The 22,158-nt window shown below is 68.6% G+C and carries 22 protein-coding genes; 7 read left to right on the top strand and 15 right to left on the bottom strand.

The window, feature by feature from the left end; translation table 11 throughout:
* Position 1: 1 nt before the first annotated feature.
* From J3A72_RS03135 to J3A72_RS03075, 13 genes are all read right to left on the bottom strand, one after another.
* Positions 2–772: a glycosyltransferase family 2 protein gene (locus tag J3A72_RS03135; protein ID WP_014648846.1), complete on the bottom strand. Its 771-nt coding sequence runs from the start codon at positions 770–772 to the stop codon at positions 2–4.
* A complete protein-coding gene (locus J3A72_RS03130) occupies positions 762–2,447 on the bottom strand; it encodes an AMP-binding protein (RefSeq protein WP_075075826.1) in 1,686 nt (561 codons plus the stop codon). The genes J3A72_RS03135 and J3A72_RS03130 overlap by 11 nt, the downstream gene beginning before the upstream one ends.
* The gene (locus J3A72_RS03125; RefSeq protein ID WP_075075827.1) at positions 2,440–2,991 is read right to left on the bottom strand and encodes a hypothetical protein; all 552 of its coding nucleotides are present in this window, start codon (positions 2,989–2,991) and stop codon (positions 2,440–2,442) included. Before J3A72_RS03125 ends, J3A72_RS03130 begins: the two co-directional genes overlap by 8 nt.
* A 22-nt stretch (positions 2,992–3,013) precedes the next feature.
* The gene (locus J3A72_RS03120; RefSeq protein ID WP_005411609.1) at positions 3,014–3,271 is read right to left on the bottom strand and encodes an acyl carrier protein; all 258 of its coding nucleotides are present in this window, start codon (positions 3,269–3,271) and stop codon (positions 3,014–3,016) included.
* A 17-nt stretch (positions 3,272–3,288) separates the two neighbouring features.
* Positions 3,289–3,546, bottom strand: a complete 258-nt coding sequence (locus J3A72_RS03115; RefSeq protein ID WP_005411610.1) for a phosphopantetheine-binding protein — start codon at positions 3,544–3,546, stop codon at positions 3,289–3,291.
* A complete protein-coding gene (locus J3A72_RS03110; RefSeq protein WP_075075828.1) occupies positions 3,533–4,330 on the bottom strand; it encodes a lysophospholipid acyltransferase family protein in 798 nt (265 codons plus the stop codon). Before J3A72_RS03110 ends, J3A72_RS03115 begins: the two co-directional genes overlap by 14 nt.
* Positions 4,323–5,066 carry a beta-ketoacyl synthase chain length factor gene (locus J3A72_RS03105; protein ID WP_014648849.1) on the bottom strand — a complete coding sequence of 248 codons (744 nt, stop codon included), beginning with the start codon at positions 5,064–5,066 and terminating at the stop codon, positions 4,323–4,325. Before J3A72_RS03105 ends, J3A72_RS03110 begins: the two co-directional genes overlap by 8 nt.
* Positions 5,067–5,283: 217 nt before the next feature.
* Positions 5,284–6,297, bottom strand: coding sequence for a cytochrome d ubiquinol oxidase subunit II (cydB, locus tag J3A72_RS03100; RefSeq protein WP_075075829.1), 1,014 nt, complete (start codon positions 6,295–6,297; stop codon positions 5,284–5,286).
* Between the two features lies 1 nt (position 6,298).
* Positions 6,299–7,696: a cytochrome ubiquinol oxidase subunit I gene (locus J3A72_RS03095; protein ID WP_075075830.1), complete on the bottom strand. Its 1,398-nt coding sequence runs from the start codon at positions 7,694–7,696 to the stop codon at positions 6,299–6,301.
* Between the two features lie 213 nt (positions 7,697–7,909).
* On the bottom strand, positions 7,910–8,125 hold the full coding sequence (locus J3A72_RS03090; protein WP_014648852.1) for a hypothetical protein: 216 nt from the start codon (positions 8,123–8,125) through the stop codon (positions 7,910–7,912).
* Positions 8,122–8,775 (bottom strand): sigma-70 family RNA polymerase sigma factor, encoded by a 654-nt coding sequence (locus J3A72_RS03085; RefSeq protein ID WP_014648853.1) that lies wholly within the window; start codon positions 8,773–8,775, stop codon positions 8,122–8,124. Before J3A72_RS03085 ends, J3A72_RS03090 begins: the two co-directional genes overlap by 4 nt.
* A 37-nt stretch (positions 8,776–8,812) precedes the next feature.
* Positions 8,813–9,142 carry a hypothetical protein gene (locus J3A72_RS03080; protein WP_005414880.1) on the bottom strand — a complete coding sequence of 110 codons (330 nt, stop codon included), beginning with the start codon at positions 9,140–9,142 and terminating at the stop codon, positions 8,813–8,815.
* 70 nt (positions 9,143–9,212) lie between these two features.
* Entirely contained in the window at positions 9,213–9,665 is a 453-nt protein-coding gene (locus J3A72_RS03075) for a hypothetical protein (protein ID WP_014648854.1), read from the bottom strand.
* 161 nt (positions 9,666–9,826) lie between these two features.
* Between J3A72_RS03075 and J3A72_RS03070 the strand changes: the two genes are divergently transcribed.
* The 7 genes from J3A72_RS03070 (at position 9,827) to J3A72_RS03040 (ending at position 18,422) form a co-directional block, all read left to right on the top strand.
* Positions 9,827–12,196 (top strand): S9 family peptidase, encoded by a 2,370-nt coding sequence (locus J3A72_RS03070; RefSeq protein WP_075075831.1) that lies wholly within the window; start codon positions 9,827–9,829, stop codon positions 12,194–12,196.
* Complete coding sequence (locus tag J3A72_RS03065) at positions 12,193–12,612, top strand: NUDIX domain-containing protein (RefSeq protein ID WP_075075832.1); 420 nt, start codon at positions 12,193–12,195, stop codon at positions 12,610–12,612. The genes J3A72_RS03070 and J3A72_RS03065 overlap by 4 nt, the downstream gene beginning before the upstream one ends.
* Positions 12,613–12,642: 30 nt before the next feature.
* On the top strand, positions 12,643–13,203 hold the full coding sequence (locus J3A72_RS03060; RefSeq protein ID WP_014648857.1) for a hypothetical protein: 561 nt from the start codon (positions 12,643–12,645) through the stop codon (positions 13,201–13,203).
* Between the two features lie 35 nt (positions 13,204–13,238).
* On the top strand, positions 13,239–14,204 hold the full coding sequence (locus tag J3A72_RS03055) for a hypothetical protein (protein ID WP_075075833.1): 966 nt from the start codon (positions 13,239–13,241) through the stop codon (positions 14,202–14,204).
* 37 nt (positions 14,205–14,241) lie between these two features.
* The gene (locus J3A72_RS03050; RefSeq protein WP_075075834.1) at positions 14,242–15,855 is read left to right on the top strand and encodes a hypothetical protein; all 1,614 of its coding nucleotides are present in this window, start codon (positions 14,242–14,244) and stop codon (positions 15,853–15,855) included.
* Between the two features lie 53 nt (positions 15,856–15,908).
* Positions 15,909–16,805, top strand: coding sequence for an oxygen-dependent coproporphyrinogen oxidase (hemF, locus tag J3A72_RS03045; protein WP_075075835.1), 897 nt, complete (start codon positions 15,909–15,911; stop codon positions 16,803–16,805).
* Between the two features lie 96 nt (positions 16,806–16,901).
* Positions 16,902–18,422, top strand: coding sequence for a hypothetical protein (locus tag J3A72_RS03040; protein WP_075075836.1), 1,521 nt, complete (start codon positions 16,902–16,904; stop codon positions 18,420–18,422).
* A 44-nt stretch (positions 18,423–18,466) separates the two neighbouring features.
* Here J3A72_RS03040 and J3A72_RS03035 read toward each other — a convergent pair whose 3' ends face one another.
* Together J3A72_RS03035 and polA are read right to left on the bottom strand one after the other, a co-directional pair.
* Positions 18,467–18,946, bottom strand: coding sequence for a YetF domain-containing protein (locus J3A72_RS03035; protein WP_014648862.1), 480 nt, complete (start codon positions 18,944–18,946; stop codon positions 18,467–18,469).
* A gap of 366 nt (positions 18,947–19,312) precedes the next feature.
* The gene (polA, locus tag J3A72_RS03030) at positions 19,313–22,087 is read right to left on the bottom strand and encodes a DNA polymerase I (RefSeq protein ID WP_075075837.1); all 2,775 of its coding nucleotides are present in this window, start codon (positions 22,085–22,087) and stop codon (positions 19,313–19,315) included.
* Between the last annotated feature and the right edge of the window lie 71 nt (positions 22,088–22,158).

Here is a 22,158-nt window from a genome sequence, read left to right as displayed (position 1 = left end):
CTCAGCGCTGCCCCCGCAGGCGGCGCCACAGCAGCCGCGGCGCACGCCAGAGCATGCCGAAGAACAGGCGGGTATGCATGCGGCTGATGCGCACGTTGTCGCGCCACACATCGAAGTGCGACACGCCATCGGATGGATAGGTCACACGCGTGGCCAGGTGCTCGACCGGCAATTGCCGCCAGTACAGCCGCACCATCACTTCGGTATCGAAATCCATGCGCCGGCCGATGGTCTCTTCACCGATCAGGCGCAGTACCGGCGGCAGCGGATACACGCGGAAGCCACACATGGTGTCGCGCAGGTGCAGCGACAGCGTGTTGATCCAGACCCAGATGTGGGTGGCGTAGCGGCCATACAGGCGCGCCTTGGGAACACTGGCGTCGTAAGCCGGAATGCCGCAGATCACCGCCTCGGGATGGGCGCGCGCGGCTTCGATGAAGCGTGGCAGGTCAGTGGTATCGTGCTGGCCGTCGGCATCGATCTGCAGCACGTGGCTGTAGCCACGCGCGCCGGCCTCGGCAAAGCCGGCCAGCATCGCCCCGCCCTTGCCCTGGTTGACGTCCAGGCGCAGCAGGTCGACGCCCTGGCGCTGTGCCAGCGCGCGCAGCACCGCCGCGCACCCATCGTGCGAACCATCGTCGACCAGCAGGCAGGGCAGTCCCGCAGCCTGCACGCCATCGACCACCGCCGCGATGGCGTGCTCGTGGTCGTAGACAGGGATCACCACCAGTGGCGCGAATGCGGCACCGGCAACGGCCGGATCAGTCCGCATCAGCGAAAACCACCCTGCCGCTGGCATGCACACCGTGGCTGGAGGTGTAGCGGAAGGCCAGCACGTTGCGTGCGGCATCCCAGTCCAGCTGCAGGGTCAACTCGTCACCGGGGCGGGCCACGTGCTGGAATTTCACCGCATCCATGCGCACGAACGCGCCCCGCATCACAAACGCCTGGCGGGCGAAGCGCACCGCCCAGTCCAGCTGCGCCACGCCGGGCAGGATTGCCGCCTGCGGGAAGTGGCCCTGGAACGGCCGCAGCGCCGGGTCCAGGGTCATGCGCAGGGTGGCGCTGGCGGCATCGCGGTGATCCCACGCCGGCACCGGCATCAACGGCTGGAACAGCGCCGCCAGCGCGGCCTGGGTCACCTTGCCCTGCGCATTGATCGGCAGCGCCTGCACCAGGCGCCAGCGACGCGGCCGGGTCACTGCGTCATGCGCATGCGCCAGGCGGGCGCCAAGGCGCTGGCCCAGCGCACGGCGCGCGGCGTCGCCGCCCTCCAGCAGCGCCGGATCGGCCGGCACCACCACGGCGGCCAGCTGCTCGCGCTGCCCGGGCAGCACCAGCACGCGCGCGTCATCCACCTCGGCGTCTTCGCGCAGCGCGCGTTCCAGCGCATCCAGCGACACCCGGCGTTCCTCGATCTTGACGATGCGGTCGGCCCGGCCCAGCAGGCGGAAGCGGCCGTCGGCCAGGGCTTCGACACGGTCCTGGGTGCGCCACCAACCGGGGGTGTCCAGGTGCGCCGAGGCCACCGCCAGGCAGCCATCGTCGATGCGCCACTGCACGCCCGGCAGCGGCTGCCACGGCGGCAGGTCGATGTCCCAGCGGCGCCAGGCGATGCCGCCGGTCTCGCTGCTGCCATAGACCTCGGTCGGGGCCACGCCCAGCCACTGCCGCACCTGCCGCGCTGCGTCTTCCGGCAGCGGACCACCGGAGGAGAACACCGCGCGCAGGCGGCCATGCAGGCTGGCCCAGTCGAGCTGCCCGGGCAGGCGCTTGAGGTGGGCCGGCGTCGCCACCAGCACCGTATCGGTACCGGCCAGCGCACCCACCAGGTCTTCGTGGAAGAACCGGCGCGGATGAATCAGGCGGCCGGCGGCCAGCGGCCACAGCACGCGGAACAGCAGCCCGTAGATGTGCTGGTGGGACACCGTGCCATGGACCTGCACACCCTCCATCTGCGCACCGAACGCGGCCTGCAGCGCCTCCACCTCGCGCGCCAGCTGGTCCAGGCGCTTGCCGATCGCACTGGGCTGGCCGGTGCTGCCGGAGGTGAACACGCACAGCTCGCAGGCGCGCTCGTCCAGCGCCTGCAGCTCATCGTCCAGCGCGGCGTCCAGCGCCACCAGCGAGCGGTAGTCGGCGGACACGTCGCCTGCGAAGCCGCTCACCTGCGGCTGCAGCGCCTGCAGCGTGGCTGGCAGGTTGTCGGCGGCCAGGAACACCCGCTTGCCGGCATGCCAGGCACCGAACAGCGCGGCGGCAGAGGCCACGGCATCATCGAAGTACAGGGCCCAGTCGCGGCCTTCGGCGGCCGCAAAGGCGGCGCGCCAGGCCAGTACGCGCTGGCGGAAGCCGGCATGGTCGATCACCTCGCCGTCGCACAGGCCGACGCTGCGCTGCGGCCGTGCCTCCAGCAGCAGCCGGTCCAGGGCAATCCACTCAGCCATGCGCGTGCGCCGCCTTCACCTGCCGCCGCACCAGCCACTCCCCTGCGAACAACACGCCCATCATCACGTACGCCAACAATCCGTTGTAGAGCATCCAGACCCGGTCCGACGCGTACAGCGCGGTCAGCAGGGCCAGGCTGCCGTTGAGAACGAAGAAGCCGCACCACACCTGGGTGACGCGGCGGGTATAGGCCACCGCGAACGGCGGCAGGTCCGGCTCCTGCAGCCGCGCCAGGCGCTCCACCAGCGGTGGCCCGAAGCGCAGGCTGGTGCCGAACACCGCCAGCATCACCACGTTGACCAGCGCCGGGTACAGCTTCAGCGGCAGGGCCTGGTTGAGCACGGTGGCCAGCAACGCCAGCAGGCCGGTGCCAGCGGCGGCGGCCCACCACAGCGGCTGTCGCGTGCTCAGCGCACGCAGCAGGGCCAGGGTGAACAGCAGCAGCGACAACCAGCGCGGCTCGAAACGGCCCATCGCCAGGTACACCAGCAGCGGGTAGGCAAGCGAAATCGCTGCCACCACGACGGTACGTGCGCGAGCCATGGCGAAGCCGCCGGCGCTGCAGTCAGGCGGCTGCCTGGTCCGGCAGCAGTCCATGCACGACATCGACGATGTCCTGCACGGTGCGCACGGCCTTGAACGCTTCCGGCTGCAGATTGCGGCCGAGCAGCGGCTTGAGCTGCACGATCAGGTCGACCGCATCGATGCTGTCGATGTCCAGGTCGTCGTACAGGCGGGCCTCGGGGGTGATCCGGGCGGTTTCGATCTCGAAGCTGTCGGTCAGGATGCTGACGATGCGTTCGAACAGTTCATTCTTGGTCATGGCAATTCCTGGCGCCGTTACGACTGGCGGGCGGCGACGAACTCGCCGAGCGCGCGCACGCTGGAGAAATGGCGACGGGTTTCTTCTGAATCGGCCGAGAGGCTGACACCGTACTTCTTCTGCAGCGCCAGGCCCAGTTCCAGCGCGTCGATCGAATCCAGGCCGAGGCCCTCGACGAACAGCGGCGCGGTCGGATCGATGTCCTCCGGCGTGATGTCCTCCAGCGAAAGGGAGGAAATGATCAATTCCTTGATCTCGTGCTCAAGTGCTTGCACGGGGCGGATCTCCAGACAGGTCGAAATAACGAGAAAGGTGCTCGGTGACGCGGCGTGCTGCCAAGGCATCCCCCCTTGGCGAGTCGTCATCGGCCAGAAAGGGCGCGATCGGGATATCTTCGCCGATCTGCAGCCGAACGTGAAAGCGACGTGAGGGGACACGATACCACTTCTGTCCCTTGGTCAACGTGGGCGGGGTGCAGGTGATCCGTACCGGGGTGATGTCCAGCCGGCCGCGGACGGCGATGTTGGCGGCCCCGCGCTGCAGCCGCGGCGGTTGGCCCGGCACGCTGCGGGTGCCCTCCGGGAAGATCACCAGGGTACCGCCGGCATGCACCGCCGCTACGCAGTCGTCGACCAGGCCGGCCCCGTCATCGTTGGCGATGTAGCCGGCCGCCCGCACCGGGCCGCGCATGAACGGGTTGCAGGCCACGGCCCGCTTCACCACGCAATCGGCGTTGGGCAGCAGCGAAATCAGGCAGACCACGTCGATCAGGGTCGGGTGATTGGCCAGAACCAGCAAACCGTCGCGCTGCAGGCGTTCCCCGCCCTCGATCTGGTAGGTCATCACCCCCAGCGCACGCATCAGGCGCAGGTGGCTGGCAAAGGCGACCTGGACCACGCGGCGGGCGCGGCGGCGGCGGACCACCGGGTCGCGCATCAGCAGCAGCACCGGCATCACCAGCACGCCCAACAGCAGGCCGCCCACGCCAAATGCGGCGAAGCTCAGGCCGGTGCCGAACACCCGCCAGGCATGATCGAGGCGGCGCAGCGCCTCAACCACGGCGTCCCCAGCGCCAGCGCTGGCCCTGGGCCACGTGCTCCAGCGCCGGCGCGCCAGACAGCAGGAAGCGGTGCAGGTCCAGCGCGTGCGGCAGCGTGCCCGGGGCGGTGGCGGTGGCCTCCGGCGCCGCCTCCCATTGCAGCGAGAGCGTCGGCTGGCCCGCTGTCGGCGCGGTCAAACGCCAGCACCAGGCAAAGAACGGGTCGGGTTCGTCGGCAAACGTCGCGTAAATTTCAGGAAGCGGCGACTCATAGACCACCACCCGCACTTCGCGGGCACCATCGGCCAGCAGCCCGGCGGCCTCCAGGCAGGCGGTCTCGACCGTGGCCTGGCCGGCGGCCAGCGCCAGGTAGTTGCCGCGGTGGCCGCGGGCGATCGAGTACAGCGCCGCGATCGCGTTGTGCACCGACAGGCCGAACCCGGTGGGGGACAGGGGCTGATCGCTGGCCAGCGCCCCCAGCAGGTCCATCGAACGGGCCACGTCGCCGTGGCGGCTGGCGAACACCAGCGGCACCTGGCTGTCAGCGCCCTGCCCGTCCTCGCACCAGCAGGCAGCCTGGATCGCCATCCGGCCCAGCCGCTCGATGCGGCGGCGCTGCATCGCCGGGATCTCGGCCAACGCCGGCGTGTCTTCGCCCTGCGGCGGATACGGCGCATCGGCCCAGCCCAGCCACTGGCTACGCTCGCTCAGGCCGGGCGCCCAGGCGGCCCAGTCGACGATGGAGAATTCGATCATTTAGCGATGGTGCTTCAACGGGAGAACGATAGGCACGAGCCATTACGGCGACGCGCGGCGGCCCCCCATTCCTGCAGCCGTGCGTCCGTCCAGGACGTCGCCGGCTGCCCCCCTGGCCGCCGGAAAGGAGCGCACGCTAGCACGTCCTGCGCGGGGTGTGCAGGTTTCACATTCCCCAACGCGGGGGCCGGCACCGGCCGGCCCCGCATTCAAACGATCAGTGGTAACCGGTGTCGGCGTGCACCTTGCCGCGGAACACCCGGTATGACCACGCCGTGTAGCCGAGGATGACCGGCAGCAGAATGACCAGCCCGACCAGGGTGAAGCCCAGCGAGGAGGCCGGCGCGGCGGCCTGCCACAGGGTCATCGACGGCGGCAGCAGGTAGGGCCACATGCCCAGCACCAGGCCAAGGAAGCCGAGCACGAACAGGGCCAGGCTGAGCAGGAACGGCGGCAGGTCGCGGCGCGGATGGGTCGCGCTGCGCCACAGCGCGGCCGCCACCGCCAGGGTCAGCAGCGGGACCGGCGACAGCCACCAGAAGTTGCCGTCGCTGAACCAGCGGTCCATCAACCGCGAATCGAGGAACGGCAGCCAGCTGCTCACCAGGCCCATCGCCGCGATCACCGCCACCACCAGCGGGCGGGTCATCTGCCGCGCCAGCGCCTGCACGCGCCCTTCCGTCTTCAGGATCAGCCAGGTGCTGCCCAGCAGCGCATAGCCGGCCACCAGCGCGGCACCGGTCAGCATCGCGAACGGGCTGAACCAGGCGAACGCGCCGCCCTGGTAGGCACCGTCCACCAGCGGGATGCCCTGCACCAGCGTGCCCAGGATCACGCCCTGGGCGAAGGTGGCCAGCAGCGAACCCAGGCCGAACGCCACGCTCCACAGCCGGCGCGATCGATGCGCCTTGAAGCGGAACTCGAACGCCACGCCGCGGAACACCAGCGCCACCACCAGCAGCAGCACCGGCAGGTACAGCGCCGACAGCAGCACCGCATAGGCCTTCGGGAACGCCGCCAGCAGGCCGGCGCCACCCAGCACCAGCCAGGTCTCGTTGCCATCCCAGATCGGCGCGGCGGTGTTCATCATCAGGTCCAGCTGTTCCTCGTCCTCGGCGAACGGGGCGAGGATGCCGATGCCGAGCACGAAGCCGTCCAGCACCACGTACATCAGCACGCCGAAGCCGATCACCGCGAACCACGCCACCGGCAGCCAGGTCATCAGGTCCATGTCAGCGCTCCTCCAGCGGTTCGTCGGCCGCCGACAGCGGGCGTGCCGGCGTATGGCTGCCATGGTCCAGCGACGGCCCCTCGGCATACGGCTGCGGCCCGTGGCGCAGGATCTTCACCAGGTACCAGATGCCCCAGCCGAACACGAAGGCGTAGCCGACCACGTACACGCCCAGCGACAACGCCGTCATCCACGCGCTCTGGGGGCCAACCGCATCGGCGGTGCGCAGCACGCCGTACACCACCCACGGCTGGCGCCCCATCTCGGTGACGAACCAACCGGACAGCAGCGCGATGAAGCCACTCGGCAGCATCCAGTTCCATCCGCGCAGCAGCCACGGTGAATCCAGCAGCTTCCTGCGCCACAGCTGGAACGCTGACACCCAGGCCAACAGCAGCATCAGCGTGCCCAGCCCGACCATGATGCGGAAGGCGAAGAACACCGGCGTCACCGGCGGCCGCTCGCTGGCCGGTACCGAGGTCAGCGGGTCGAAGGTGCCGTCCAGGCTGTGGGTGAGGATCACGCTGCCCAGCTTCGGGATGGCCACTTCGAAATCGTTGCGCTCTTCCTTCTCGTTCGGCAGCGCGAACACCACCAGCGGCACGCCCTCGCCTTCCTCGGTTTCATGCCAGTGCGCTTCCATCGCCGCGATCTTCATCGGCTGGTGCTTGAGCGTGTTCAGGCCATGCATGTCGCCGACGAAGATCTGCACCGGCACGGTCAATGCCGCGAATGCAACGGCGGCGATCAGCATGCGCTGCCCCGCTTCCACGTGCGTGCCCCTGCGCAGGTACCACGCACCGACGCCACCAATCACGAAACAGGTGGTGATGAACGAGCCCAGCGCCATGTGCGCCAGGCGGTACGGGAACGAGGGGTTGAACACCACCTGCCACCAGTCCACCGGATGCACGATGCCGTTGACCATCTCGTAGCCGGCAGGCGTATGCAGCCAGCTATTGGACGACAGGATCCAGAACGTGGAGAACAACGTGCCCAGCGCCACCATGCAGGTGGACAGGAAATGCAGGCGCGGCGAGACCCGGCCCCAGCCGAACATCATCACGCCGAGGAAGCTGGCTTCCAGGAAGAACGCGGTCAGCACCTCGTAGGTCAGCAGCGGGCCGATGACCGTACCGGCCACCTCGCTCAGCCGCGGCCAGTTGGTGCCGAACTGGAAGGCCATGACGATGCCGCTGACCACGCCCATGCCGAACGACACCGCGAAGATCTTCTGCCAGAAGAAATACAGCTCGCGCCACACGGGCAACTTCGTGCGCAGCCAGCGCCATTCGATGAAGGCCAGCCAGCTGGCCGTGCCGATGGTGAAGGCCGGGAACAGCACGTGGAAACTGATGACGAATCCGAACTGGATCCGGGACAACAACAACGCGTCCAAGGGACGCCTCCTGCCTGCGACCGGTGGGATACCGGACCACTTTAGGAGGATTTCGTTAAGGTGGGATGCGACCGGGTGACGCGCTGCTTCACTTTGTCGCAGGGGTCAACCGTTCTGGTAGCTGCCAGCCTTGGTTGGCACACACGCCCAAACGCCGACCCAGGTCGGCATCTACCAACGGCGACTGGAACGGCCCACCGCCCGGAGGGCGCCTCAGAGCCAGAAATACCAGGCCGCTGCAGCCAGCAGCGCGCCAAACAACAGCACCTGCACCACCACATAGCCCACGCCACCGTCGCGCGACTCAGCGGCAATGCGCTTCTGCAGCGCCTCGCTCACATCCGGCGTTGCTTCCTGCTGCGCCTGCTCGCGCAACGCCTGTGCCAGCACGCGCGCTTCCGCATCGCGAGGATCGGTGGGTGGGTTCACAGCAGCTCTCCGGCAGTGGCATGCCGCGTCAGTTCCTGCTTCAGGACCTGGCGCGCGCGGTGCAGGTGGCTCTTGATGGTACCGCGTGCCAGTCCGGTCACCTGCTCGATCTCGGCCAGATCGAAATCCTCCAGGTAATGCAGGCCGACGATCAGGCGCTGCGGCGCGCTCAGCCGTTCCAGTGCCGCGCCGAGCTGGCGCCCGGCCTGCAGCGCCTCGCTCAACTCGGCGGGCCCGGGGCCTTCATCGCCGATCCCCAGTTCCTCCGGCACCTCCACCGCCACCATCCATTGCGCCTCCAGCCGCCGCCGGCGCAGGTGCTGTAGTGCAGTGGTGTAGGCCACCCGCGAAACCCAGGTACGCAACGAAGATTCAAAGCGGAACCGGTGCAGCTGGCGGAACACGGCCAGGAAGGTTTCCTGCAGCAGGTCAGCCACCTGGTCGCGGTCGCCCACCATGCGTCCGATCACATGCGCGCAGGTGCGCTGGTGGGCTTCAACCAGTTGCGCGAAGGCCGACTGCGAGCCATCGATGATGGCCCGCACCAGGGCCTGGTCCGCGTCCAGCGCTTTGGCGGGGGCCGCCGTCGCCGCCGTATCCTCGCGGCGACGGCCCCGCAGTGCCGACAGCGCTTCGCCGAGCAGGCTCATGCGCGGGGCGCCCCCTGTGCCCGTGGCATGCGCCGGCTCAGCCCTTGCGTGCGGCCGGACGGGTGAAGTGCCAGGCCAGCAGCTGGCCCAGGCCGGCACTGCCGACCAGCGCGGCAGCGGCACCGAAGGTCAGGTCACGCGCACCGATGGCCTCCAGCAGGGCCATGGCCAGGGCCAGGCAGACCAGGCTGATGCCCCAGCGCAACGCCCCCTGGCGGCGCCGCTCTTCTTCCAGCACGGCCAGCGAGCGGATCACTTCCTCCGGCACGTGCGGGGCCACCAGCTTGCTGCGCGCGCGCGCATCGGCAATGGCATGGATCGCGTAGGCGATGCAGATGAAGAGGGTGATCGGGATCAGTTCCTGCATGGTCGGGCTCCTGTTCGATGGATGATGCGGGTTCAGGAGAATGGATGCGCGACCACGGCAACCGGTTGCACTAGCTGCCTGCCACCTCGTCGCTGGCGCCGGGCGTGTCCGCCGGGTCCGGGAAATAGGTCTCCACCTGGAAACCCAGCTGCAGGTCCGCCAACAGTCGCAGCAACTGCTGATCCAGCACAAAACCCGCCCATGCGGTCTTTCCAAAGATGCCGACACGCACGCCGATCGAAGCCCCCTCCTGCAGCAGTTCCCCGATCACATCGGCGCGTGCCCGCAGGAGATCGACCAACGCCGGCCAGGCATCCATCAGCCAGCCGTCCTTGCCCCTCTCCAGTACGAACACCACGCGGGTCTCCGCATGCCCGCTGATCAGGCTGCCGTCGCGATCCCGGTATCCGGTTCCGACGTCTCGGGAAAACGCCGGTTCCAGATCCAGCCGGGCGGCAATCCCGGCGCCGGCCTCTGTTGGGTGCTGCACGCGCAGCGAGATCCTGTAGTCGTAGCAGTACATATCGGTTCCATCCGAACGGAATGGCCATCATGCCGCACACGCCGTCGCAGCGACCTGGAGGGGGCCATTTTGCCGATTCCGCTGCCATGACCTGTGGCCCCTGCCCCGGGCCCGTGCGGCTGCTACGCTTGCCCGGTTTCCTCTACTGGTGCCGTCCGCCCATGTCCCGAGTGCTGCCCCTGTCCCTCCTGCTGTCGGCCGTGCTGGCCGCACCGGCTGCGCATGCCGCGCCGACGCCGATCACCATCGAACAGGCCATGGCCGACCCGGACTGGATCGGTCCGCCGGTCGAGAAGGCCTGGTGGTCGTGGAACAGCCAGCAGGTGGAGTACCAGCTCAAGCGCAACGGCAGCCCGGTACGCGATACCTTCCGCCAGCCGGTAGCCGGTGGCGTGGCCGCGCAGGTGGCCGATGACCAGCGCGGCACCCTGGACGTGGCCGAGCCGGTCTACGACCGCAGCCGCAGCCGCAGCGCCTTCGTGCGCAATGGCGATGTGTTCGTGCGCGACCTGCGCAGCGGCGCGCTGACCCAGCTCACCCGCAGCAACGAGCGCGCGGGCAACGTGAACTTTGCCGCCGACAACGGCGTGATCTGGCGCGTCGGCCAGAACTGGTTCCACTGGACCGCCGCCAGCGGCGTGCAGCAGGTGGCCAGCCTGAAGGCCGAGAAGGACCCGCGTACGCCACCGAAGGCCGACGTGCTGCGCGACCAGCAGCTGCGCACGCTGGAAACCCTGCGCCGCGACCGCGAGCAGCGCGAGGCATTGAAGGACCAGGACCAGCGCTGGCGCCAGGCCGATCCGACCCGCGCACCGGGCCCGGTGTACCTGGGCGCCGACGTCGAGATCGGTGACAGCGTGCTGTCGCCGGACCTGACCCACCTGATCGTGGTGACCAAGCCGAAGGACTTCGACGACGGCCGCACCAGCAAGATGCCGCTGTACGTGACCGAATCGGGCTACGAGGAAACCGAGGACACCCGCACCCGCGTCGGCCGCAACGGCTTCGAGCCACACACCCTGTGGTACGTGGACGTGCGCACCGGCAAGGCCGAGAAAGTCTCGCTGTCCAGCCTGCCGGGCATCAGCACCGACCCGCTGGCCGAGCTGCGCCGCAAGGCCGGCAAGGATGCGCTGAAGGGCGAGCGCAGCGTGCAGGTGATGAGCGACTTCATGGGCGGCGGCATCCGCTGGAGCGCCGATGGCCAGCAGGCCGCGGTGATGCTGCGTGCCAACGACAACAAGGACCGCTGGATCATCAGCGTCAACGCCGCCGACGGCCGCGTGCAGAACCGCCACCGCCTGACCGACAACGCCTGGATCAACTGGGGCTTCAACGATTTCGGCTGGATGGCCGATGGCCGCACGCTGTGGCTGCTGTCCGAGGAATCGGGCTTCTCGCACCTGTACACCCAGGCCGGCACCGCCAAGCCGCAGGCGCTGACCAGCGGCAAGTGGGAAACCTCGGCACCGGTGCCGTCGGCCGATGGCAAGGGCTTCTATTTCCTGTGCAACCAGCAGGCGCCGCATGACTACGAAGTCTGCGCGGTCGACACCGGCAACCGCCAGGTGCGCGAGCTGACCAGCCTCAACGGCGTGGAAGACTTCTCGCTGTCGCCGGATGGCCAGCAGCTGCTGGTGCGTTACTCCGGTGCCTACCTGCCGCCGCAGCTGGCGGTGCTGCCCAGCACCGGCGGCCAGGCACGCGTGCTGACCGACACCCGCACCGCCGACTACAAGTCACGCCAGTGGATCCAGCCGAAGCTGGTCGCGGTACCGTCCAGGCACGGTGCGGGCGTGGTCTGGGCCAAGTACTACGAGCCGGAAAACAAGGAACCGGGGAAGAAGTACCCGATCGTGATGTTCGTGCACGGCGCCGGCTACCTGCAGAACGTGCACCAGCGCTACCCGGCCTACTTCCGCGAGCAGATGTTCCACAACCTGCTGGTGCAGAAGGGCTACATCGTGCTGGACATGGATTACCGCGGCAGCGAGGGCTACGGCCGCGACTGGCGCACGGCCATCTACCGCAACATGGGCCACCCGGAACTGGAAGACTACAAGGATGGCCTGGACTGGCTGGTCGACACCCAGCAGGGCGACCGTGACCACGCCGGCATCTACGGCGGCTCCTACGGCGGCTTCATGACCTTCATGGCGCTGTTCCGTTCGCCGGGCACGTTCAAGGCCGGCGCCGCGCTGCGCCCGGTGGTCGACTGGCACAACTACAACCACGGCTACACCAGCAACATCCTCAACACCCCGGACATCGATCCGGAGGCGTACCGCGTGTCCTCGCCGATCGAGTACGCGCAGAACCTGCAGGACAACCTGCTGATCGCCCACGGCATGATGGATGACAACGTGTTCTTCCAGGACTCGGTGAACCTGACCCAGCGCCTGATCGAACTGCACAAGGACAACTGGTCGATCGCACCGTACCCGCTGGAACGCCACGGCTACGTGCGTGCCGATTCCTGGCTGGACCAGTACAAGCGCATCCTCAAGCTGTTCGAGCAGAACCTGAAGTGAGCAACGCCGCGGCCACGATCCGGATCGTGGCCGCGGTCATCCTGGATGACCGCGGCCGGGCACTGCTGGTGCGCAAGCACGGTGCCCGCCGCTTCATCCAGCCCGGTGGCAAGCCCGAACCCGGCGAAGCACCGTTGCAGGCGCTGGCCCGCGAGCTGGACGAAGAGCTCGGTGTGCAGCTGCGCGCCGAGACCGCCATCGCGCTGGGCACCTTCGAGGACTGGGCGGTGAACGAGCCCGGCCACCGCGTGCAGGCCCAGGCGTGGTGGGTGCAGGTGGACGGCACGCCGCAGGCGCGCGCCGAAATTGCCGAACTGGCCTGGGTGCCGCTGCAACCACCGTATGGCCTGCCCTTGGCACCCTTGAGCGAACACCATATCCTGCCGGCGGTCGCCACCCGGGTGACGGCCCGCTGAGCAGGCGGGCGCCGACTGCAAGGACATCGGATGTCAGTGCCGCTCCCGCCGCTTCCCACCCGCACCACGCCACCCGCTCACGCCTGGGTGCGCCCGATGGCGCAGGCGTCGTTCTGGCTGTGCCTGCTGCTGACGCTCTACTTCGTGCTGCAGGCGCTGCTGTTGTGGCCACTGCACGGCACCCCGCTGTGGCAGTCGCTCGCCGGAATGGCGCAGGCGCACCGGGTGCACAGCGTCACTTGGCTGCTGGCCCACCCGGTGGGCGCCTCGATGATCATCGCGCTGGCCTGCCTGGTCTCGACCGCAGCCAGCTGGGGCCTGCTGCGCGAACGCCGCTGGGGCCTGTGGGGCTTCGTGGCGCTGTTGCTGCTGAGCGCACTGGCCAACTTCGCGATCGCCTGGTGGCTGGACGCGTGCATGCGCGATCTCATCGCACTGCTGGCCGATGACCCGGCCCTGCAGCAGGAGCTGCAGCCGCGGCGCTGGATGGTCACCTTCATCGTGGTCGGTACCTCGATCCTGTTCCTCGGCCTGCAGGGCTGGCTGGCCTGGCGCCTGTTGAGGCCGGACATCCGCTCGCGCTTCCGCTGAGCCCCATCCGATTCCCGCTGGACAAGGACCGTCGCATGCGCGTGCTGCCCCTGCTCCCCGCACTGCTGCTGTTCGCCGCGCAACCTGCGTCCGCCGACGCGTTGCGATGTGGCGAGTACCGCAGCACCGAGGGCGCCATGGCGCTGGTGTTCGAATCATCCACTGCCGGTTATCGCGCTCTGGAAGGCCAGGAACACGCGCCTGTGCGCATCGACCGCAGCGGCGGCGATCTGCGCCTGGTATTTCTCGACGACGGTGTATCCACCGCCATCAGCGTGGCTGCCGACGGGGCGCATATCAACGACGGCATGACCGACTTCGAGTTGCATCGACCCCAGGCCTGCCAGCGCGCCCCTGCGCCCGTCACCGACGGCTGCCTGGGCCAACCTGCGCTGTGCATTGCGCGGCTCGCGGATGCGCCGCCGGAACAGGCGCGACGCGCGTGCGAGGAAAGCGTCGGCGCCGGGTGCTCGGCGCTGCTACGCCACTTTCTCGCTGCACCCGCCGCCGCAGCCGGGCAGCAGGACGCGCCATTGCCTGCCGCGCAGCGCACCACGCTGCAGCGGCTCTGCCTGCACCAGCGCGGTGGTCGCTTCTGCACCGAGGTGGCCGAACAGCAGTTGATCGCGCTGGAACCCGCGTTGGCCGTGCAGGCGCTGCAGGTGGTCTGCGATGCTGGGCGCGCCAGTGCCTGCGAACGTGTTGCGCCATTGCGTGAACTCGGCACCGATCTACGCCTCGTGCCTCTCCAGCAAGTGCCCTGTGGCCGCTATCAGGCCGATGGCGGCGCGATCGACAGGCTCGACTTCGGCGATGGCACGCGCGGCCGACTGGAAGACGGCGCCATCCACCTTCAGCAGGACGGCGAAACCCTTGTCCTGCGCCAGCTGGGCAACGGCGATCTGCTTGGCATGGATACGCAGACCGGTTACCAGCGCTACCAGCCGGTGCCCGGCACGGCACAATGCACGCCCCCGCGCGAGGGCCGTGGTTCGCCGTAGCGCCTGGAGTTTCCCGTTCGATCGTCAAGGAGACGACATGCATTCACCCGCACCGCGCCGCCGCTGGCTGGTCTGGGCGCTGCTGCTGGCCGCGCCGATGGCCGCCGCACAGTCACCGCAATGCGGCCTGTTCAAGGCCGACGAAGGCAGCGGCACGCTGCGCATCAGCTCACCGAACCGCGGCGAGCAGAAGCACTTCGGCAGTGCGCCGTCTCCGGTCGCGTTCCAGCAGATCGACGGAAAGCTGCAACTGGTGAACCTGGAGTACGGCCTGCCCAGCGCGTTGCAGGTGCGCGATCGTGGCCGCACGGTCGAGGTGGATGGCACGGTCTACATCCTGCAGGCCCCCGCACAGTGCGCCGCCGCAGCCAGGCCGGCTGAAGGCAGCTGCCTGGCCGATGCGGCGGCGTGCCTGGACAACCGCCGTGAAGCGCCCCCGGCCGCGCTGGAAGCAGGGTGCCGGGAAGGCGTGCCCGGCATGTGCCTGCAGCTGGCCGATCGCTGGCATGACGAGGCCAGGGCGCCGGCCACGCCGGATGAGGCGCAGCAACAGGCCATCCTCGATACCGCACTGGCCGGCATCGAACTGCCTGTGCCGTGCCGGAATGGCGGCTTCAGCAACGAGACACCGGCCTGTGCAGCGGCGCTGGAAGCGGATCCGGCGCTGCAGGATCAGATCGTCAAGGCCGCGATGGGTGCGGCGATGGTCGAAGCCGTGAGCTCCGTGCTGTCACCCTCCACGCCGGTGGTGGTGCCGGCCGCGCAGCGCCAGCAGCTGTTGCAGTTGTGCCAGCAGGTCGGCCATGGCGGCTTCTGCAGCCGCGTGGCCGAGCTCTCGTGGGAATCCGGCGACCCCTTGCAGGCGGTGCAGGCACTGACCACAGCGTGCGCGCCCGGTAAGGAAAGCGCCGCCTGCGAGCGCCTGCCTGCATTGCAGGCGCTGGGCGCCTCGTTGCGGCCGCAGCCGGCTACGGCGCTGCCCTGCGGCACCTTCCGCGCCGCAGGTGGCCTGATGGATACGCTGGACTTCGGCGATGCAGGACGGGTCGGCATCGGCTGGGACAGCCAACTGCGTGCTCGTGTCGAAGACGGCGACATCCGCATCCGCCACGACAAGGGCGGCGACTTCGTGCTGCGGCCGTTGCCCGGGGGCCAGCTGCTGGGCCTGGACACGTGGACACGCTTCCAGGTGTTCGTGCCGACCGGCGAGGGCGCGAGCACCTGCAGCCCGCCGAAACACTACACGGTGCTGCCGCTGCCTCAGGACTGCCCGCAGGCGCTGGCCAGCGGCGGTGCCGAAGCCTGCTGCGCGCAGGGTAAGCTGCAGGGCTGCAACATTCTTGGCAACCGTCTTGCGCTGTCCGGCCAGTGGCGGCAGGCGGCAGAGCACTACACCACCGTGTGCCGTGCCGGCGTGCGCGAGGGCTGCGAAAACCTGGTCGCAGCGCAGGGCCGCAGCAGCGACATCGACGCCCATGCGACGCTGGAGCGGCTGTGTGCCGCCGACCGCAGCGGGCGCCACGTCGCCTGCGACGTGCTGGACACCGGAAACTGGAGCGCCCTGGAGCTGGGCCGTGTCCTGCAGGAGGCGGTGGACGAAGCGACGGCCGAGGACACTCCGGCGCCGCGCGCTTCCAACCGCAAGCGATGAGCCGGCCAAGGCCTGCCCGCAGCTTCGGGCGGGCCCTGCGGTAAAGTAGCGCCATGAACGAATTCGAGCGCGTGCGCACCTACCTCACCGACCTGCAGGACCGCGTCTGTGCGGCGATCGAGGCCGTCGATGGCCAGGCCCGCTTCCAGGAAGACCTGTGGCAGCGGGCCGAGGGCGGTGGCGGGCGTACCCGCGTGCTGCGCGACGGCGCGGTGTTCGAGCAGGCCGGCATCGGCTTCTCCGATGTGGCCGGCAGCCGCCTGCCGCCGTCGGCCTCGGCCAACCGCCCGGAACTGGCCGGCGCCTCCTGGCGCGCCACCGGCGTGTCGCTGGTGTTCCACCCGCTCAATCCCTACGTGCCGACCACCCATGCCAACGTGCGCTTCTTCCAGGCGCAGCGCGACGGCGAAGTGGTGGCCAGCTGGTTCGGCGGCGGCTTCGACCTGACTCCGTTCTACCCGTTCGACGAGGACGTGCAGCATTGGCACCAGGTCGCCCGCGACCTGTGCACACCGTTCGGCGACGAGCGCTATGCCGCGCACAAGCGCTGGTGCGATGAATACTTCTTCCTGCGCCACCGCAATGAAACGCGCGGCGTCGGCGGCCTGTTCTTCGATGACCTGCACGGCGATTTCGAGCGCGATTTCGCTTATCTGCGTGCGGTCGGTGATGGCTTCCTCGACGCCTACCTGCCGATCGTGCAGCAGCGCAAGGACGCCGCATATGGCGAGCGCGAACGCGAGTTCCAGCTGTACCGCCGCGGCCGCTACGTGGAGTTCAACCTGGTCTACGACCGCGGCACCCTGTTCGGGCTGCAGAGCGGTGGCCGCAGCGAAAGCATCCTGATGAGCCTGCCGCCGCGGGTGCGCTGGGAGTACGGCTTCACCCCGGAAGCGGGCAGCGCCGAGGCGCGCCTGGCCGACTACCTGGTGCCACGCGACTGGCTCTGATCGTCCGGCGCCACGCCTGATCCGTGGCGCCTTCTTACGCCTGTGGTGCGCCCCGCGCCGGACAGGCCCTGCACTGCCTCCTTCAAGGATGACCCCATGCCTGCTGCTGTTCCCTTCCGCCCCCGCGCCGCGGGCTGGCGCTCCCTGCTGTTGCTTGCATTGGCCTCGGCCAGCCTGCCGGCCGCCGCGCAATCGATGGCCTGCGGCACCTACAAGGATGTCGACGGCAACACCACGCTGACCATCGAAAGTGAAGGCCATGGTTTCCTGTCCGGCCCCTACCAGGCCACCGAGCAGCTGCGCATCGCCCGCCAGGAGGACGTGCTCGGCACCGGCAACCTGTCCACCGGCCGCCTGGAAAACTGGTACTTCTCGGATAACGATCGCACAATCAGCACCCCCTATCGCGAATTCACCCGCGAGCACACCGCCACCTGCAGGACGATGCCGGAGCCCATCGAGGGCGGCTGCGTAATGAACACCTCCGAGTGCCTGGAGGCATTGCCGGAAGCCGAACCGCTGAAGCTGCATGCCTGGTGCGCCGAAGGCGTGGGCGCGGCCTGCAAGCAGCTGCTGGAGACCTACCAGCGGCAGGCCAAGGACGCAGCGCCGGCGCCTGCACGTTCCGAGCCGCCGATGCCGGAGATCTGCAAGGAGGATTCGGCGTCGTTCAATGCCGAGGGCTGCAGGGCGATCGCCGAGGTGGTCGGCGCCGAGATGATGGGCAAGGCCGTGCTCGGCCTGCAGCATTCGAACGACCCTGTCTTGCCGTCCGCGCAGCTCGATGAACTGGCCGCACTGTGCCGGCAGCAGCACGGCGAGGCGTTCTGCGCCGACGTTGCCGAGGCGCTGTGGAGTGGTGGGCGCCTGTTGCAGGCCCATGAGGCGCTGCAGCTGTCGTGCGCCCAGCGCGCGGAGGGCGTGGCCTGCGGCCGCGCCGAGGCGCTTGCCCGACTGGCCTCGGTACCGGCCGCTGCACTGGCCCCGGTGCCGGCTTCCGCGCTGCCCTGTGGGAGCTATGAAGCGGAATACGGCGTGCTCTCGCAGCTGCGCTTCCTCGATGGTGGCCTGGTGGAAGCCGGGGGCCGCGACCAGCGCCTGCGCGCGAGCCTGCAGGACGGGCGCATCCTCATCCATCGCGACGTCGGCAGCGACTTCGTACTGCAGCCGCTGAAGAACGGAAACCTGGCCAGCGTCGACGGCGGCAACCGCTTCGCCTACTACGAGCGCAAGCCGGGCTCAGGCAATGCCAGCTGCGCACCGCCGGTGGCCTTCGCGGAGATCCCCCTGCCGCTGGACTGCCCGACCCTGGACCGCAAGGACGGCGCCAAGGCCTGCTGCACCGATGGCAAGCTGCTGGGCTGCAAGGTTGCCGGCGAGGCACTGTTCAAAAACGAACAATGGGCCGCATCGCGGTCCTACTTCCAGACGCTGTGCAGCGCGGGTCTGCGCGAAGGTTGCCTGGCAATGGCCGCGGTGTATGCGCATACCGCGGATCCGAAGATTCCGCAGGCCATGGCTGCGATCTGCGCGAAGGACGGCAAGGGCACCCACGTCGCCTGCGATGTGGACGCGACGCGCAACTGGCCGGCGCTGAAGGCTGAAGCCGCTCCCTGAGGCCAGGCACCTGTTGAGCCGGGCATGGGCCCGGCGCTACGAGGTCAGGTGCTCTTCCGCGCGATGATCGTGATGTGCCCGGTCGTCTCCAGCAGGGCGATCTGCACGTCCTCGATCCGCAGGCCGCCCTGTTGGCGCAGCGCGGCATCGAAATCGGCCCGGCTGATCAGTTCGCGGCGGAGAACGCCCTCCAACAGCCGGCCATCACGCGCGATCACGGTGGGCTCTCCTTCGATCATCCGCTCCATGCGCCGATTCCGGGTGGTCAACCAGCCCACCCCGTAGTTCAGCACGATCAGGGTGGCCGCCAGCAGCAGGCCACCGCCCAGCGAGGTGTCGGTGCCCAGCAGCGCGTTCTGCACCGCGTTGCCCAGCAGCACGATCAGCAGCACGTCGAAAGGCGTGATCTGCCCCAGAGCCCGCTTGCCGCCCAGCCGGACCATGCCCAGCACCACGACATAGACCACCACCGCGCGCAGGATGAATTCCCACCACGGCATGGCCAGGGCGAACAGGTCGGGCATGGTCTTCCCCTGCGGAACGGTGGCCCAGCCTAGCACCTGGGGTCAGATCCCTTTGCCCGGCGGGCAAAGGGATCTGACCCCCAGTGTGTTCCGTACGCGCAATAAAAAGCCCCGCTGACCAGGGGGAGGTCAACGGGGCCGGGGAACGGGCACTTGGGGAGGAGTCCCCGTTCCGAGATCTGCTCCAGGGGATGGGAGAGATCCACAACAGGCGTTGCGCCTGTCGGGAGTTATAGAAGCACTTCGAACACTAACGGTTCGTGAAGGGACCCCATTTAATGAATTTCAATAGGGGCAACATTCATGGTCGAGTCAGAAACACCCGACTCATGAACAAATTCACGTCGTTTTCGGCCTGAAACACCGTCAGTGCGCTTCGTCCCAGTTGTTGCCGACGCCCGTGTCGACCACCAGTGGCACCCGCAGTTTGGCCGCTTGCGACATGTGCTCCACCACCTGCAAACGCAGGTCCTCGACGAAACTGCTTTCGGTTTCGAACACCAGTTCATCGTGCACCTGCAGGATCATCCGTGCCGGCGCCCCGCTGTCACGCAGCCACTGGTCCACATCCACCATCGCGCGCTTGATGATGTCGGCGGCAGTGCCCTGCATCGGCGCGTTGATCGCCGCGCGTTCAGCACCGGCACGCAGGCCCTGGTTGCGGGCGTGGATGTCGTTCAGGTACAGGCGACGGCCGAACAGGGTTTCCACGTAGCCCTGGTCACGGGCCTGCTGGCGCATCCGCTCCATGAAGTCGCGCACGCCCGGGTAGCGGCTGAAGTACAGCGCCACGTAGTCCTGCGCCTGGCCACGGTCGATGCCCAGGTTGCGGGCCAGGCCGAAGGCGCTCATGCCGTACATCAGGCCGAAGTTGATGGCCTTGGCGGCGCGGCGCTCGTTCGGGGTCACTTCCTCCAGCGTGCGCCCGAACACCTCGGCGGCGGTGGCACGGTGTACGTCGGCGCCCTGCTCGAAGGCACGCACCAGGCCCGGGTCCTCGGACAGGTGGGCCATGATCCGCAGTTCGATCTGCGAATAGTCGGCCGCCAGCAGCTGGAAACCTTCCGGGGCGATGAACGCGCGGCGGATGCGGCGGCCGTCCTCGGTGCGGATCGGGATGTTCTGCAGGTTCGGGTCCGACGAGGACAGGCGGCCGGTGGCGGCACCGGACTGGTGGTAGCTGGTATGCACCCGGCCGGTGTCCGGGTTGACCATCTCCGGCAGCTTGTCGGTGTAGGTGCTGCGCAGCTTGGCCAACCCGCGGTAGTCCAGGATCACCCGCGGCAACTCATGCTGGTCGGCAATCGCCTCCAGCGCCTCTTCATTGGTGCTGGGCTGGCCCTTCGGGGTCTTCACCACCGCCGGCAGCTTCAGCTCGTCGAACAGCACCGCCTGCAGCTGCTTGGGCGAATCCAGGTTGAAGCTGCGCCCGGCCAGCTCGGTGGCCTTCTGCTGCGCGGCCAGCATGCGCGAGGACAGGTCCTGGCTCTGCCGGCGGAGTTCGTCGGTGTCGATCCGCACGCCATTGGCTTCAATGCTGGCCAGCACCGGCACCAGCGGCATCTCGATGTTGCGGTACACGCTGTCCAGCGCCGGCTCGGCCAGCAGCTGCGGCTGCAATGCGTGGTGCAGGCGCAGGGTGATGTCGGCGTCCTCGGCGGCGTAGCGGCTGGCTTCGTCGATGCCCACCTGCGAGAACGGGATCTGCTTGGCGCCCTTGCCGGCCACGTCCTCGAACTTGATGGTGCTGTAGCCCAGGTAACGCAGCGCCAGCGAATCCATGTCGTGGCGGGTGGCGGTGGAATTGAGCACGAAGCTCTCGAGCATGGTGTCGTCGTGGTAGCCCTGCATCGCCACGCCGTGGCGGCGCAGCACATGCAGGTCGTACTTGCCATGCTGGCCCAGCTTCTTTTTCGCCGGGTCCTGCAGCGCCGGGCGCAGTGCGTCCAGCACCTGCTGCATGGGCAGCTGGGCCGGCGCACCCGGGTAATCGTGGCCGACCGGAATGTACGCCGCCCTGCCCGGCTCGACGGCCAGGCTGATGCCCACCAGGCGCGCGCGCATCGCGTCCAGCGCATCGGTCTCGGTATCGAAGCTGATCAGTTCGGCCTGCTGCAGGCGTTCGACCCAGGCCTGCAGCTGCTCGGCGGTCAGCACGGTCTCGTACTCACCCGGCGCGGACAGTGCCGGATCCAGCGTGCCAGCGGCGGGCGCCTCGCCGCTGCCACGGGCGAAGCCAGTGGCGGTGCCGCGCAGGCTCGGGGTCGCCTCGCTGGCGGCCACCGGTGCCGGCACCGGCGCGCCCAGCTCCTTCAGCGCCTGGGTGAAGCCATAGCGCGTATACAGCTCGGTCAGCGCCGGCACATCCTGCTCGCGCAGGGCCAGCGTGGTCGGGCTGGCGTCCAGCTGCACGTCGGTACGGATGGTCACCAGCTCGCGGTTCAGCGGCAGCCGCTCCAGTGCGGCACGCAGGTTCTCGCCGATCTTGCCCTTCATGGCCGGCGCGGCCGCCATCACGCCGTCCAGGTGCTGGTACTCGGCCAGCCACTTGGCGGCGGTCTTCGGCCCGCACTTCTCCACGCCCGGCACGTTGTCGACCGCGTCGCCCATCAGCGCCAGCAGGTCGATGATCTGGTCGGCGCGCACGCCGAACTTCTCCATCACCGCCGCATCCGAATCCATGCGGCTGCCGGTCATGGTGTTGACCAGCTCGATGCCCGGGCGCACCAGCTGGGCGAAGTCCTTGTCGCCGGTGGAAATGGTCACCTTCAGGTCCTGCGCCAGGCCCTGAAGGGCCAGCGTGCCGATCACATCGTCGGCTTCCACGCCGGGGATGCGCAGGATGCTGATGCCCAGCGCTTCGACGATGCGGCACATCGGCTCGACCTGGCTGCGCAGCTCATCGGGCATCGGCGGGCGGTTGGCCTTGTACTGGTCGTACAGGTCGTCACGGAAGGTCTTGCCCGGCGCGTCGACCACGAACGCGACGTAGGCCGGGCGCTCCTTCAGCGTCGAACGCAGCATGTTGACCACGCCGAACAGCGCGCCGGTGGGTTCACCCTGTGCATTGGACAGGGGCGGCAGCGCGTGGAACGCGCGGTACAGGTAACTGGACCCGTCGATCAGGACTAATCTGCTCATGTGCCGATTCTACGCGCCCGTGCCTGCACCGCGGCGACACGGCCCGTACACCGCGATGGGGCATAATCAGG

Source organism: Stenotrophomonas sp. PvP093 (assembly GCF_017876915.1).
Lineage (GTDB): Bacteria > Pseudomonadota > Gammaproteobacteria > Xanthomonadales > Xanthomonadaceae > Stenotrophomonas > Stenotrophomonas muris.
Note: the sequence above shows the minus strand (reverse complement) of the source record. Positions and strands in the feature narration are given on the sequence as shown.

Excerpts from the sequence above, each read along its gene's own strand:
- J3A72_RS03125 (WP_075075827.1), bottom strand. The coding sequence starts at position 2,991 with ATGGCTCGCGCACGTACCGTCGTGGTGGCAGCGATTTCGCTTGCCTAC.
- J3A72_RS03070 (WP_075075831.1), top strand. The coding sequence starts at position 9,827 with ATGTCCCGAGTGCTGCCCCTGTCCCTCCTGCTGTCGGCCGTGCTGGCC.
- J3A72_RS03080 (WP_005414880.1), bottom strand. The coding sequence starts at position 9,142 with ATGCAGGAACTGATCCCGATCACCCTCTTCATCTGCATCGCCTACGCG.
- J3A72_RS03130 (WP_075075826.1), bottom strand. The coding sequence starts at position 2,447 with ATGGCTGAGTGGATTGCCCTGGACCGGCTGCTGCTGGAGGCACGGCCG.
- J3A72_RS03055 (WP_075075833.1), top strand. The coding sequence starts at position 13,239 with ATGCGCGTGCTGCCCCTGCTCCCCGCACTGCTGCTGTTCGCCGCGCAA.
- J3A72_RS03060 (WP_014648857.1), top strand. The coding sequence starts at position 12,643 with ATGTCAGTGCCGCTCCCGCCGCTTCCCACCCGCACCACGCCACCCGCT.
- cydB (WP_075075829.1), bottom strand. The coding sequence starts at position 6,297 with ATGGACCTGATGACCTGGCTGCCGGTGGCGTGGTTCGCGGTGATCGGC.
- J3A72_RS03135 (WP_014648846.1), bottom strand. The coding sequence starts at position 772 with ATGCGGACTGATCCGGCCGTTGCCGGTGCCGCATTCGCGCCACTGGTG.
- J3A72_RS03075 (WP_014648854.1), bottom strand. The coding sequence starts at position 9,665 with ATGTACTGCTACGACTACAGGATCTCGCTGCGCGTGCAGCACCCAACA.
- J3A72_RS03035 (WP_014648862.1), bottom strand. The coding sequence starts at position 18,946 with ATGCCCGACCTGTTCGCCCTGGCCATGCCGTGGTGGGAATTCATCCTG.
- J3A72_RS03050 (WP_075075834.1), top strand. The coding sequence starts at position 14,242 with ATGCATTCACCCGCACCGCGCCGCCGCTGGCTGGTCTGGGCGCTGCTG.
- J3A72_RS03040 (WP_075075836.1), top strand. The coding sequence starts at position 16,902 with ATGCCTGCTGCTGTTCCCTTCCGCCCCCGCGCCGCGGGCTGGCGCTCC.
- J3A72_RS03120 (WP_005411609.1), bottom strand. The coding sequence starts at position 3,271 with ATGACCAAGAATGAACTGTTCGAACGCATCGTCAGCATCCTGACCGAC.
- polA (WP_075075837.1), bottom strand. The coding sequence starts at position 22,087 with ATGAGCAGATTAGTCCTGATCGACGGGTCCAGTTACCTGTACCGCGCG.
- J3A72_RS03105 (WP_014648849.1), bottom strand. The coding sequence starts at position 5,066 with ATGATCGAATTCTCCATCGTCGACTGGGCCGCCTGGGCGCCCGGCCTG.
- hemF (WP_075075835.1), top strand. The coding sequence starts at position 15,909 with ATGAACGAATTCGAGCGCGTGCGCACCTACCTCACCGACCTGCAGGAC.
- J3A72_RS03085 (WP_014648853.1), bottom strand. The coding sequence starts at position 8,775 with ATGAGCCTGCTCGGCGAAGCGCTGTCGGCACTGCGGGGCCGTCGCCGC.